Origin of the sequence: Leucobacter musarum subsp. musarum, assembly GCF_001273845.1 — a bacterium.
Taxonomy (GTDB): domain Bacteria; phylum Actinomycetota; class Actinomycetes; order Actinomycetales; family Microbacteriaceae; genus Leucobacter; species Leucobacter musarum.
On sequence record NZ_JHBW01000110.1, the window covers coordinates 77914 to 90718 of the forward strand.

Sequence of the window (12805 nt, forward strand, 5' to 3'; positions counted from 1 at the left end):
CCGATGATTGAGATCCTGAACGACGACCAGTTGAGCCGAGCCCGACGCGCGGGGGCGCTCGTTGGCAACATCCTCCAGGCGCTGCGCGAGCGCGCCGCCGTCGGGGTGAACCTGCTCGAGCTCGACCGGCTCACCGGTGAACTCATTCGTGAGGGCGGCGGGGTCTCGTGCTACGTCGACTACGCTCCGTCGTTCGGCAACGGCCCCTTCGGGCACTACGTGTGCACCGCGGTCAACGACGCAGTGCTGCACGGCATGCCGCACGACTACGCACTCGCCGACGGCGATCTGCTGACGCTTGATCTCGCGCTGACCGTCGACGGGATCGCAGCCGACGCGGCGATCAGCTTCATCGTCGGCGAGCGACGCGACCCTGCCGACGAGGCCCTGATCGCCGCGACCGAGGAGGCCCTGCGCGCGGGCATCGCAGCTGCGAAGGCCGACGCCCGCATCGGCGACATCTCGAACGCGATCGGCAAGGTACTCAAGGGGGCCGGGTACTCCGTGAACATGGAGTTCGGCGGTCACGGCATCGGGTCGACCATGCACCAGGATCCGCATATCGCGAACAGCGGCCGCGCCGGTCGCGGGTACCGCCTGCGGCCCGGTCTGCTGCTCGCCATCGAGCCGTGGGTGATGGCCGACACCGACAAGCTCGTGTTCGACGCCGACGGGTGGACGCTGCGCAGCGCGACCGGGAGTCGCACCGCGCATACCGAGCACACCGTCGCGATCACCGAGAACGGTGCTGAGATTCTGACGTTGCCCACGCGCTAGAGGGTTTCAGGCCCTCCGATGCGGGCGGGCGCGACGCCGAGGCGGTTGGCTGAGTGCTCAGCCCCGCATGATGCGGTAGCCTGCGAAGAGCGTGCGGAACGGCGCCTGTGCGTGGAACGCGCGGAGGGGGTTTCGCGTGAGTAGGGTCGGCACCGACAGGTAGCGGTGACGCACCTCAAGCAGCGCGGCGATCGATTCGGGCGTGGCGCCCGGGTCACGGAGCCCGTCGAAGACCGCGCGATCCGCCAGTGACAAGTACGCTGCCGCGCCCGGAGCGAGCCCGAGAAGTCGATCGATGAGCGACAGCAGCGGCGCGCGGTTGGCACGCACATCTTCGATCGTGCGTGATCGGGCGAGAATCGCATCGAACACGTGGATACGCACGAGCTTCACGACGATCGCGAGCCGATCCACGGATGTGGCATTCACGAACCAGGGGAGCGACTCGAGTTCGTCGAGGAATGCGAAATCCTGGGCGACCGGTCGCGGGGCGAAGGTGACGCGATCGCCGGCATCCGCATTGATCACGTATGCCGGGCCATGCAGATCGTACGCGAGGGCCTGGGCGGTGTACCAGACGGTGAGCGAATACGTGAGATCCTCACCCGATGGCAGGCCCTCGGTGAGACGCAGTTCGCCGAATCGTGCGCGACTGATCAGGCCCAGGGGGGCGCTGCGGTAGGCGAGGCGATCTTTGCGGGGGTGCAGACGCTCGGTGCGCCGGCCGAGTCGCACGGGCGGGTACGGATCGGTGCGACCGGTGTCGAGCTGGATCTTGGCGAGCACCGCTTCGGCGCCCGTGCGCTGCGCGATTGCGAGCCACGAATCGATGGCGCCCGGTGCGAGTTCGTCGTCAGACCCCATCACCGAGAGATAGGGCGCGGTAGAACTCGCGAAGCCGTGGTTCATCGGCCCAGCGGGCGACTTGATGCCGTCGCGCAGTTCGAGCAGCCGCAGCCGGGGATCATCGGCGTACGCGCCCAGGTTCGCTCGGATGATCTCGGGGTCGATGTTGTGCGCGACCACGTTCACGCGCACGGCCGCGCGCGTGTGATCGAGTACCGAGGCCGCAGCCCGGGTGATCGGCCGCGAGGCTGAATGGACGGCGATGGTGAGGTCGACGAGCGGCTCGGTCATGTTTCGATGCTAGACCGTCATATCGCGCAGGGTGCGCCGTGGCCCCTGGCGGTGCAGCGAGAGCAGCGGATTGCGCGTCAACTGGGAGTCGATGCCGCCGGCCCAACGCAGATCGAGCAAGTGCCGCACCGTCGCGGCGTCGCCAGTCGGATCGAGCACGGCGTCGATGGCCGCCCGGTCGCGGCGCGAGAGGACTGAGATCGCGCCCGGCGCAATTCGTCGAATGCGCTGCACCAGAGCCGCGAACTCGTCGCGGTGCGCCGCGAGCCCGCCATCGGTGTCGAGGCGCGCGAGCACCGCATCGAAGAAGTGCAGGCGAAACACCTTCGCCCCGAACACCAGCCTCTGGCGCCGCGAGAGCGCACGGAACCAGTCGCTCGCGACAATCGCTTCGAGAAAGGCGAAGTCGTCGGCGAGCGGGCGACGTTCAGCGGTGACCCGGTCACCGGCATCGGCGCCGAAGACGTACGCGGGACCGGTGCGGTCGTAGGCGAGCGACGCCCCGCTGTAGGCAATTCGCGCCGAGACCTCAAGGTCTTCGCCGGAGCGCAGCGACGGGGTGTAGCGCAGATCGCCGAAGCGGTCGCGGGAGAGCAGCCCCACGGGTTCGGAGCGATAGGGCAGGCGATCCCGCACCGCATCAAGTCGCTGAATGCGGCCGGGGCGTGTCGGCGGAAGCGGGTCGGGCGTGTCCGAGCCCTGGCGCTCGATGCGTGCGAGCACCGCGTCGGAGCTGCTCGACAACGCGAGACGCAGCCACGAATCGAGAGCGCCGGGTGCGAGCCAGTCATCGGAGTCGAGCAGGCTGAACCACGGAGCCGACATCAGACCGAGACCATGATTGCGGGGCCCTGACGGCGAGGCGACGCCATCACCAAGCTCGTGCAGTTCGACGCGAGGGTCGTCAGCCGCGCCCCCGAGCGCCTCGCGAATGCCCGCGACCGGGGTGTTGTGCGCGATCACGAGCACGCGCACCTCAGCCGCCGTGTGGTCGAGCACTGAGGCGACCGCGCGCGCGATGGGGCGCGTCGGCGTGTGCACAGGAACGATGACGTCGACGAGGGCGTGGCTCATGCGTCGATGGTAGCGGCCCCCACGATCTGGGCTCGTGGCGAGCGCAGGTATTCTAGAGGGCGCTGCCCGCACCCGATTGGACCCCCGTGACCCGCACCGCTGAACTGCGCGCCTCGACGACGCTCGCCGAGCCGACCCCGCGCCTCGACGCTCTGACCGGCCTGCGCTGGTGGGCCGCCTTCATGGTCTTCCTCTTTCACATGGAGGTCTTCGCGCCGCTCCCCGGCCGCATCTCAGACGTCTTTCACCAGGGGTACCTCGGGGTCACGTTCTTCTTCGTGCTTTCCGGTTTCGTGCTGACCTGGTCGATGCGACCGGGCGTCTCGAAGTCGACGTTCTACTGGCGACGGTTCGCGCGCATCTGGCCGGCACACATGGTCGCTCTGCTCTTCGCGATCCCGGTGTTTTACACCCTCGCCCCGGTGCCCGAGGGCAGCTTCTTGAAACCGTTCGATATCGGCCTGCTCCTGCTTTCCGTGCTCTTGCTGCAGGGCTGGTCGGCGAATTCGGCCGTGCTGTTCTCGGGCAACCCGGCTGCCTGGACACTCACCGTCGAAGCGCTCTTCTACGCGCTCCACCCCTGGATCTCGAAAGTGCTGCTGCCGCTCAGCCGGCGCGGCGCCCTGTGGCTCGGCGTGTTCGCGCTCGTGTGGGCGTTCGCCTACCGTGCAGGGGTGCTGCTCTGGCCCGAATCGTGGCTCATCCACGTGCCGATGCCGATCACGCGCGTCCCCGAGTTCCTGCTCGGCATGGCCCTCGCCTGGGCCGTGCGTCTGGGGTGGCGTCCACGCGTGCATCCGGTGCTCGGGATCGCGGCGCTCGCCGTCGTGGTGCTCGGTATCGTGGCCTCCACCACGCGCCCGAGCATCTTCCTCTTCGGATTCTTCGGGAATGAGATCTTCACCGTTGCGGTGGGGCTCGCGATCGTGTCGCTCACCGCGCACACACTGCGCGGAGGCCGCACCTGGTTCGACGCGCGTTGGCAAGTGAAACTCGGTGAATGGTCGTTCGCGTTCTACCTGGTGCACGCGACCGTGATTTATCTGGCACTACGCATCTTCGGGTTCCAAGACGCATCGTGGCGCAATCTCGGCTGGCTCGTCGTGCTGCTCGCCTGCGATCTGCTGCTCGCCTGGGTGCTCCACCGTTTCGTGGAGCACCCGCTCGAACGACGAATGCGGAAGTGGAAAGATGCGCGAAGCGGGCGTCGACGTTCGTCGTCAGTGCGCAGCGCGTGACTGTGGATTGCTAATCTGAGTCCATGGAAAAGAACTCCCTGCTGCAACTGGTCGCCGAAATTCTCGAGGTCGACGCCGTGTCTGAGACCGAGAGTCTCGAGAACCAGGGTTGGGATTCTCTTGCGAACCTCTCGTTCATCGCGGAAGCCGACATGCGCGCGGGGATCGAGATCAATGCCGATGAGCTGGCAGACGCTCAGACGGTGGAAGATCTGTTCGCCCTCGTTCAGCGCGCATAATCGCTGACCCTCGGTCGGAGCCTGGAGTGTACGCGCGCGTCGCCGCCGTCGAATATCACCTGCCCGAGCAGGTGCTCACCAACGCAGGCCTCGCCGAGGAGTTTCCGGAGTGGAGCGTCGACAAAATCGCGGCCAAGACCGGCATTCATCGGCGACATATTGCGGCGCCCGACGAGTATTCTTCGGATCTCGCGATTGCTGCTGGTCGCCGACTGATCGAACGCGACGGCATCGACCCTGAAACGATCGACTACGTGCTCGTGGTCACGCAGACGCCCGACTATCTGCTGCCGACGACGGCATGCATCGTGCACGAGGGGCTCGGGCTCCGCGCCTCGGCAGGCGCTGCCGACATCAACCTCGGCTGCTCCGGGTACATCTACGGCCTGGGCCAGGCCAAAGGGCTGATCGAGTCGCGCCAGGCGACGCGCGTGCTGCTCATCACCACCGACACCTACACGAAGCTCGTCAACCCGCGTGACAAGAGCGTGCGCACGATCTTCGGTGACGGTGCTGCAGCGACCCTCGTCGAGGTCGAAGAGGCCGAAGAGGTCGACGCGGCCGACGAGGCCGTGGAACGCATCACCGCGATTACCTACGGCACGGACGGCAGCGGCGCTGGGCGACTCGTCGTACCCCACGGTGGACTCCGCGGCGGCGCAGATCTCGAGCCCCGGTCGACCGCCGCAGCGCGTGAGCTGGAGAGCAACGGGTATGACCTCTACATGGATGGCCCCGAGATCTTCAACTTCACCCTGCGCGTCGTTCCCGAGTCCGTGGACGCCGTGCTTGAGAAGGCGCAGGCCGGTCTCGACGATATCGATCTCTTCGTCTTCCACCAGGCCAACGCGTTCATGCTTGAACACCTGCGCAAGAAGCTGAAAGTGCCTCAGGAGAAATTCTTCGTGTCTCTCGCGGAGACCGGCAACACCGTGTCATCGTCAATTCCAATTGCGCTCACCGACGCCGTGTCAGCCGGGACGCTGCGCCCGGGCATGCGGGTCATGCTGCTCGGGTTCGGCGTCGGCCTCTCGTGGGGCGGGCTCGTACTGACCTGGTAGCAGGTAGTTACTTGGCCGAGCCGGTGTCCGTGATCCAGTGCTCGAGCAGGGTTCCGGCGCTCAAGCGCCCCGAATGCACGGCCTCCACGAACTCGGGTCCGTCGACGGCGATCCGCTGCGCGCGCTCCGGGTCGGCGAGGAGATCCTCGACCACGGCGAGCAGGGTGTCGGGGGTGGCTTCCACGATGGGGAGTTCCAGCCCGGATTGCGCGCGGACGTACTCGCGCGCGAACGGCATGACGTGCCCGACCACCACGCGACCGGCCGCCAACGCCTCACAGGCGGCGACCCCGTACGACCCGGCTCGGAACTGGTCGATCACGACGTCCGCCGCCGCGAACGCCGCAGGCATGAGCGCCGACGGGGTGCCGGTGATGAGCGTGTACTCGACCGCGCCCGAGGCGATCAGCGGGGCGAGGGCGGGCTCGATGTAGTTGCTGCCCTTGACGAGCGGGTCGCTCGGCGCATGGGCGATCCTGAGCGGTCGACCGGAGAAGCTCGGGGACGCGGGTGCGCGAAAGCGTTCGACATCGACGACAACCGGGCACCAGCGCGCGTCGGGCACGTCGGCGACGAGATCCGGAGTCGAGATGAAGACCGGCAGGTCGAAACCGGCAATGAGTGCGGCATTTGCGCGCGCGTCGGCTTGGAGCTGGGCGGTGCGCGGATCTTCCGGATACATCGACCACGGGGTCAGCTCCGCGTGCCTCTCGGGGTCGCGTATGTCGGTGCCGTGGCAGAGGAACGCGACGCTCACTCCGGCGTCGCCCAGCGCCGTGATCTCCGCGGCGAGATCGCGCTGGAAGCGTTTGCCGAACATCGGCCGCTCGGCCTCGACCAGTACGTGCGTGAACTGCCGTGCAGCCTCCCACTCGGCCTCGGCCCACTCGCCCGAAGCGTTGACCGAAGCGATAGGCACCAGGGTGTCGGCAGGAAACGCGAAGCCGCCCGGCAACTCGATCGCCGCGTTGCGCGCGGCAACGTCGGTGCCGAACTCTTCAAGCGCTCGGGCCCAGCGGAACCCCTGGCCGGCGTAGTTGGTCGGTGCGATGTACACGCGGGTGCCGGCGTCAGGCACGCTCGTCGTGGGTGCCGGGCCGCCACCGCCGAGCAGACGACCCGCGATACGACCCACGAAGCCGTCGGGGTTGCGAGCCGCTGACTCCATGAGCCGTTGCGTCCAGCGGGGGAGCTTGGAGCGGTGCGCCACCGCCCAGCCCGCGGCTCGCGCGAACCAGCCGCTCACGCGGTGCTCCGTTCGGCGGCGACGGCGACGATCTCGCGCGCCACACGATCGGTCACCGCCTGCATCGAATGGTGGGCTGCGGTCCACGCGGCGAGCTCTCGCCGTTGCTCCGCGGTCGGCGGTCGGTCAGCTGCCCGACGCATCGCCTCGGCGATCGACGAGACGTCGTACTCGACAGCCTGACCCACCGTCACGTCGTCGGACGCGCGCTCGAGGAACGCCGCGGTGGGGCCCGGGCCGGCGAAGATGACGGGGCACCCGGTCGCCATCGAGGAGTAGATCTTCGACGTGAAGGCGTATTCGTACCCGCCCCCGGGCAGTAGGGTCGCCAGGCTGGCGGTGGCCGCCGCGAGCTCGGGGCGAAGCGCTGCAGGCAGCACGGAATCGCGCATCTCGACCTGCGCGCTGACTCCGAGATCGCGCGCGCGATCCTCAATTGCTTGCCGCTCGGTGCCGTTGCCGATGAATCGCAGTGTGAACCCGGGGTGCGTGCGCGAGAACTCCGCGAACGCGTCGACGAGTACGACCGCACCGTGCAAGTTGCTGAACGTTCCGGCATAGACGAAGGTGCGCTGGATCGGCCGCTCCTCGTACACGAACGAGTCGGTATCGGCCCCGAAGCCGGTCACCGCCATCGGCGTCTGCACTCCGAGTGCTCGCGCGCGTTCCACGACTCCATCGGAGATCGTGACCATGCGTGCGGCACCGCGCATCGCGAATCGCTCGAACGCACGCAGCACCGTCACCACCGCGCTCGAGCCGGTGGCACCGGATGCCGCATCAGACCACACGTCGGCCGCGTCATACACGTAGGGTATGCGGCGCAGCGCGCACACAATGCGCACGACCGCTCCGGTGGTGGGCGGTGGCTCGACGAAGACGGCGTCGGATCGCCGAGAGAACAGCAGACGGAACGCCAGGGGCGCGTCGAAGCTCAGATACTGCAGATATCCGCGAACGTAACCGGTGCGATCACGCAGCACGGGAAACGTACGCACGCGCTCTCCGCGGGAACCACTGCCCTGTCCGGGAAGCGGGCGTGCAGTCAGCACCTCGACCTCGTGTCCCTGCGCGAGGAGCGAGTCTGCCACGCCGCCCAGAAACAGCGACGCGGCGGAGGGCTCGGGCCGGTAAATGCGGCTCGCGATCGTAATGCGCATCAGTCGAGGTCCAAGAACTCGCGCATCAGAACTTCGCGCGAGAAGCCCCCGCTGTGCAGGCGGCGAACGAACTCCGGTCCGAGAGCCGCGACCTCACGGTAGTGGTCTCGACGGTCGGCGATGTCGCGGATCACCGATTCGAGATTCTCGACCGTGGCTTCGGGAATCGGCAACGGCATGCCGGCGGCCGCCTCGACGGTCGACCGCACCTGGTCGCTCACGTGCGCGAGCACAATACGCCCGGACGCCATCGTCTCGCAGGCCGCGACTCCGTAGTCGCCGACCCGGAACTGGTCGAGCACGATGTCCGCGTCGGCGAACACGCTCGGCATCTCGTCGTTCGGGATACCCCGCAACTCGACGTATTCGATGACGCCCTCGTCGTGCAGCTTGCGCGCAATCGGCTCGATGAACCCGGTGCCCTTGACGATGGGGTTCGTCGGAGCGTGCACCACCTTGAGGCGCGGGCGTTCGAGCAGCGGTGACGTGTTCGCCCATTTGCCAGGGTTGATGATGACACCGAGGAAGTGGGCAGCGGGCAGGTCGAGCAGTAGCCCGGCTGTCGACACGAACGTGGGGAGCGCGAGGTCTTCGATGAGTTGTAGGTTCTCAGCGACGACCTTTTCCACGAGTTCGGGTGCGACCCATTCGTCGTCGCGGAAGAACGACCACTGCTCCAGCTCGGCGTGCCGAGAAGGCAGACGAACATCGGTGCCGTGGCCCACGAACGCGACCTTTAGGCCGGCATCTTGCATGAGCGAGATCTGCTTGCGCATGTCGCCGGCGTACAGCCCGCCGAGCACCGGGAAGCACGCCTCGACGAGCACGTGCGTGTAGTTCTTTCGCAGTGCTTCGATCATCGCTCGCTGCCAGGCGCGCGAGTGCTCCGCCGTTCGCCAAGACACGGTGTAGTCGGCCGCGTAGCCGAGCGGGTTATTGGCCTCGTGCACGTAGTTGCGCGCCGACACCTGGCCGGTTGTCTCGACGGCGCGCGACCACTGGTACCCCTGGCCGGCGTAGTTGACCGGACCGACAAGCAGCCGAGTGGGCCGAGTGGTATCGGGCACCGGGGGTGCCGGAGGAACAATGCCCTGCGCGCGGTCGACCGCCGACGCGATGGCGTCTTGCGCAAACTTCGGGGCGATCTTCCAAAGACGCTCAGCGACGGGGTGCACCTCGGCCATCCTTTCGGTCGGGCAGCGAAATCCAGTGATCCAAAAGCGCACGTGCTGCAAACGCGCCGTCGTGCACGTGCCGCACGAATGCGATGCCACGGGCTCGAGCAGCTCGGAGATCGGGATCTTGGGCGAGGCTCCGAAGCGCCGCCTCAAGGGTAGCCGGTGTCGCCTCGGTAATCGGGAGCTCATCTCCGGACGCGTCGCGGACGGCCGATCGCACCTGGTCGGAGACCTGGCCGATGACGAGACATCCGGCGGCGAGCGCCTCGCACGCTGCGACACCGTATGAGCCGGCGCGGAACTGGTCGAGCATCACATCGGCGGCAGCAAACTTCGCCGGCATCTCACTCGATGGGACGCCCTGAATCAGCTCGAAGGTGATGATTCCGGCCTCGCGCAGCCGCTCGAGCACCGGCACGATCAGGGGCGTGCCCTTGTACGCGGCGACCGATGGCGCATGCACGACATGCAGGGGGGCGCCGGGGCGTCGTTCGCTCCGAGACCGCGCGGCCCAGCGCTCGGGGTCGACAGTCACTGGGCACCACACAGCGTTCGGCAGATCCACGAGCAGATCAGGGGTCGACACGAACGCGGGGCGCCCGCTCGACTCGACGAGCGCGATGTTGCGCGAGGCCAGCTGTTCCGCTCGGGGAAGATACACCGCATCGTCTGCGTAGTAGGACAGCGGGTTGTGCTCGATATGGCGCGACGGGAGGCGGGCATCTGTGCCGTGAGCCAAGTAGGCGACGCTCACCCCTGCCTCCGCAAGCGCGCGCGCCTGCGCGCCGACTGATCGGCGCATCAGGCGCCCGAACGGTGGCTCCTCGGCTTCGATGAGTACGTGGGTCGCCTGAGCGGCAGCCGCGAACTGGCGTCGTTGCCAGTCGGGGTCGTTGTGATAGGTGCCTTGCGGTACGACGAGATCCGCATCGAACGAGAACCCGCCCGGCACATCGATTGCCATATTCCGCGCTGAGATATCGTTCTCGGCGCGTTCGAGCGCGCGAGCCCACGCGATGCCCTGCGCCGAATAGTTCACCGGGGCGATGAGTACCCGAGTCGGCTTCTGATCGAACTCGGTCGCGAGAACGCTGCCGCGCGCCGCGGGCCGGCCCAGCCGGCGAGCGGCGATCCGGCCCAGCGGACTCATCGGCGCATCCGCGAGTCGATCGATCGCCCAGTTCACCCAGTGCGGCAACCGGTTGCGGTTTACCACTCGTCACTCCCACCGCGCCGAAACTGCATGCTCTCCATACTAATTGTCTGCAGGCAGGGGCGACCTTCGAGTATCGGAGCACACGTGACGCGAGTCTGGAACGCGAGGACGGGCTCCAAAACCCTGCTTGCCGGTGCCGTCCCCGTAAACTGTGAGGGTTCGCCTCTGGCGAGCCGTACGAAACGCAGTCGACTTGGAGGATGATTCCGTGGCGCAACCCAATGTGGTCCTGTTCGGTGCTGGCACGATGGGGCGCAATCACGCGCGCATCATCTCGACGTCGGCGCGTGCCAACCTCGTCGGTATCGTCGACCCGTTCGAAGCGAACGGGCGTGCGGCGACCGATCAGTACGGCGGCGAATGGTACGCCACAGCCGAAGACGCCCTGAAGCACGCTGACGCGGTCGTCGTCGCGGCGTCGACGGAATACCACTACGACATCGCGCGCGAGATCCTCGATGCGGGGCTTCCGGTGCTCATCGAAAAGCCGATTTGCCCCTCACTGGAGCAGACCGAAGAGATTCTGGCGACGGCCGAGCAGCGCGGCGTGCCGGTGCAGTGCGGCTTCCTCGAGCGCTTCAACGCCGGTGTCATCGCCGCGCAGTCGCTGATCGAGTCGGAGCCGGTGTATGTGCGGGCCGAGCGCCACTCACCGTACTGGTCGCGCATCAAAACCGGTGTGGCATGGGACGTGCTCGTGCACGACGCCGACCTCATCTCACGCATGTTCGGCTCGCAGACGCCCGAGCGCGTCAACGCCGAACTCGGCTACTTCCACCCCGAGTCGCTTGAGGGCGCGGAAGACGTGATCGACCTCACCCTGCGGTTCCCCGGCAACGGCATTGCCTCGGCCTCGGCCAGCCGCATCGGTCAGCGCAAGGTGCGCCGCCTCACGATCCAGTCCCTCGGCTCCATGGTCGAGGTCGACCTGCTGCTGCGCGGCGTGACGAAGTATCGCCACGCGAACATCGAGGGCACCGACGGTCGCGCCGGGTTCAAGCAGATGACCGAGATGGAGGTCCCCGAGGTCTCCGGGCTTGAGCCGCTCGCCGCGCAGTTCGATCACTTCGTCGATCTCGTCGAGGGCAAGATCGACGCCGACGAAGAGCGCCGCAGCATTCTTCCCGCCCACCGCATCATCGCCTCGGCGCTGCAGCAGGGCTGAGACCTCTCGCCCGGGTCGGGGATGCGAATCCCTGACCCGATCGATCGGGCGCTACGACACCCGCTCGAGCGTCACCGCGGTGTCGGCGTCGCGCTCAGCGTCTCCGGTCGAACGGACGAGCGCGACGCGATCCGCATCGATGAAGGCCAGGTGCGTGGCTTCGGAGAATAGCCGCATGTAATCGCGTTCAGCATTCCCGGCGCAGCCGACCTGCGTATAGCCCTGCACCCCCGCGTTGAAACGTCCGGGCAACAGATTGGCTGCCGATGCGGGCTCGCCGTATTCGAGGGCCGGAACCAGCGTCCAACTGCCGGGAGCGCCATTGCACCCGTCAGTCGCGACGAGCTCGGTGTCGGTCGTGAAATCGATCTGAGGCCCGGCGACGGCGTCGATCGGCTGCCACGACCCGACGAGCGAGACGCTGTCGGAGCGTGTGTGATCCAGCGTCATCGCGTCGCCCGTCTCGGTGGTGAGCGTGAGGCGGCCGCCCGCGATCTCGGCCGATGCGGCCTCGGCGACCGTCATCGGGATGTCGACGTTATCGCACCACATGAGGGTCATCGCTTTCGAACCGTGAATCTCGAGCTCACCTGCATCGTCGATCGCCCAGGTGCCATCGAGCCCGTTGCAGCCGTCTGACGCGAACCACAAGCCGTACTGCGTGAACTCGACGAACGCATCCTGATTCGCCGGCTCCGGAGCCTGCCAACGGCCCACGAGTGTGGCGGCTGTCGCCGGCTCGTTCGCGGATGCTTCGTGACGGGAATCGGTGGCCGAGGCTGGGCTGAACGCAACGGCCGCACCCACGCCGCCGAAGGCAATGACACCTGCGAAGAGCATTCCGAGCGCGTGCTTGATCGTCTCTGACATGGTTGCTCCCTCGTGCGAAGACGCTTCGATTCTATGGGTGCGTCGAATCGATCAGGTGCGCAGAATTGATCAGTGGAATCGCGGCTCGGGGTCGATAGATGCGGTGCCGGCCGACGATCACGCCGCGGATTGACACCCTGAGGTGCGTACACCACACGATCGCCTGGCACAGCGCAAATAACAAGAAGACCGGAGTGAAGGAAGCGCGGTCGAACATCGTATTGATTGCCACGAAGCACACGCCCGAGAACGTCAGCATCGTGACCGTCAGCATCCAGTTTGCGGCCCACCGAGTGTTCTCGCGGACGCGTGCATCGACCTCATTGCGGAATCTGACAGCGAATACGGAGAGCACAATCGGGGCAATGATCGCCCCGAGTACGGGCACGAACCACAGTAACCCCAGCGCCCACGGCCTCGCGCTGGCGCGGGAAGTAACGGAAT

Annotated in this window: 12 protein-coding genes; 5 read left to right on the top strand and 7 right to left on the bottom strand. The window is 67.0% G+C overall.

The genetic code is table 11. The features are described 5' to 3' along the window. The first annotated feature begins 3 nt into the window (after positions 1–3). Positions 4–777 carry a type I methionyl aminopeptidase gene (map, locus tag CH42_RS15105; protein ID WP_053354034.1) on the top strand — a complete coding sequence of 258 codons (774 nt, stop codon included), beginning with the start codon at positions 4–6 and terminating at the stop codon, positions 775–777. A 57-nt stretch (positions 778–834) separates the two neighbouring features. On the opposite strand, the gene CH42_RS15110 is transcribed toward map, so the two are convergent. Both CH42_RS15110 and CH42_RS15115 read right to left on the bottom strand, forming a co-directional pair. Next, complete coding sequence (locus tag CH42_RS15110; protein WP_053354035.1) at positions 835–1914, bottom strand: glycosyltransferase; 1080 nt, start codon at positions 1912–1914, stop codon at positions 835–837. A gap of 9 nt (positions 1915–1923) precedes the next feature. Further along, entirely contained in the window at positions 1924–2988 is a 1065-nt protein-coding gene (locus tag CH42_RS15115; protein WP_053354036.1) for a glycosyltransferase family 2 protein, read from the bottom strand. An 86-nt stretch (positions 2989–3074) separates the two neighbouring features. Here CH42_RS15115 and CH42_RS15120 point away from each other — a divergent pair, with 86 nt between their 5' ends. From CH42_RS15120 to CH42_RS15130, 3 genes are read left to right on the top strand one after another with little or no spacing between them, the layout of a single operon-like run. Next, positions 3075–4226, top strand: a complete 1152-nt coding sequence (locus CH42_RS15120) for an acyltransferase family protein (protein WP_239684080.1) — start codon at positions 3075–3077, stop codon at positions 4224–4226. Between the two features lie 23 nt (positions 4227–4249). Next, positions 4250–4465, top strand: coding sequence for an acyl carrier protein (locus CH42_RS15125; RefSeq protein ID WP_053354037.1), 216 nt, complete (start codon positions 4250–4252; stop codon positions 4463–4465). Positions 4466–4491: 26 nt separating this feature from the next. Then, positions 4492–5526 (top strand): 3-oxoacyl-ACP synthase III family protein, encoded by a 1035-nt coding sequence (locus CH42_RS15130; RefSeq protein WP_053354038.1) that lies wholly within the window; start codon positions 4492–4494, stop codon positions 5524–5526. Positions 5527–5533: 7 nt separating this feature from the next. On the opposite strand, the gene CH42_RS15135 is transcribed toward CH42_RS15130, so the two are convergent. The 4 genes from CH42_RS15135 to CH42_RS15150 are packed head-to-tail and all read right to left on the bottom strand — an operon-like array spanning position 5534 to position 10326. Beyond that, entirely contained in the window at positions 5534–6772 is a 1239-nt protein-coding gene (locus tag CH42_RS15135; protein WP_053354039.1) for a glycosyltransferase, read from the bottom strand. Continuing rightward, positions 6769–7932, bottom strand: coding sequence for a glycosyltransferase (locus tag CH42_RS15140; protein WP_053354040.1), 1164 nt, complete (start codon positions 7930–7932; stop codon positions 6769–6771). Before CH42_RS15140 ends, CH42_RS15135 begins: the two co-directional genes overlap by 4 nt. Then, on the bottom strand, positions 7932–9107 hold the full coding sequence (locus CH42_RS15145; protein WP_156322611.1) for a glycosyltransferase: 1176 nt from the start codon (positions 9105–9107) through the stop codon (positions 7932–7934). Before CH42_RS15145 ends, CH42_RS15140 begins: the two co-directional genes overlap by 1 nt. Then, positions 9091–10326: a glycosyltransferase gene (locus CH42_RS15150; protein WP_053354042.1), complete on the bottom strand. Its 1236-nt coding sequence runs from the start codon at positions 10324–10326 to the stop codon at positions 9091–9093. Before CH42_RS15150 ends, CH42_RS15145 begins: the two co-directional genes overlap by 17 nt. A gap of 208 nt (positions 10327–10534) precedes the next feature. On the opposite strand from CH42_RS15150, the gene CH42_RS15155 reads away from it, so the two are divergent. Next, positions 10535–11491 carry a Gfo/Idh/MocA family protein gene (locus CH42_RS15155; protein WP_075205426.1) on the top strand — a complete coding sequence of 319 codons (957 nt, stop codon included), beginning with the start codon at positions 10535–10537 and terminating at the stop codon, positions 11489–11491. 51 nt (positions 11492–11542) lie between these two features. On the opposite strand, the gene CH42_RS15160 is transcribed toward CH42_RS15155, so the two are convergent. Then, positions 11543–12361, bottom strand: a complete 819-nt coding sequence (locus CH42_RS15160) for an META domain-containing protein (protein ID WP_053354043.1) — start codon at positions 12359–12361, stop codon at positions 11543–11545. Positions 12362–12805 lie beyond the last annotated feature (444 nt).

What these genes read in the sequence shown, in the direction of transcription:
- map (WP_053354034.1), top strand. Translation starts at nt 4, where the DNA reads ATGATTGAGATCCTGAACGACGACCAGTTGAGCCGAGCCCGACGCGCG.
- CH42_RS15140 (WP_053354040.1), bottom strand. Translation starts at nt 7,932, where the DNA reads ATGCGCATTACGATCGCGAGCCGCATTTACCGGCCCGAGCCCTCCGCC.
- CH42_RS15160 (WP_053354043.1), bottom strand. Translation starts at nt 12,361, where the DNA reads ATGTCAGAGACGATCAAGCACGCGCTCGGAATGCTCTTCGCAGGTGTC.
- CH42_RS15125 (WP_053354037.1), top strand. Translation starts at nt 4,250, where the DNA reads ATGGAAAAGAACTCCCTGCTGCAACTGGTCGCCGAAATTCTCGAGGTC.
- CH42_RS15110 (WP_053354035.1), bottom strand. Translation starts at nt 1,914, where the DNA reads ATGACCGAGCCGCTCGTCGACCTCACCATCGCCGTCCATTCAGCCTCG.
- CH42_RS15115 (WP_053354036.1), bottom strand. Translation starts at nt 2,988, where the DNA reads ATGAGCCACGCCCTCGTCGACGTCATCGTTCCTGTGCACACGCCGACG.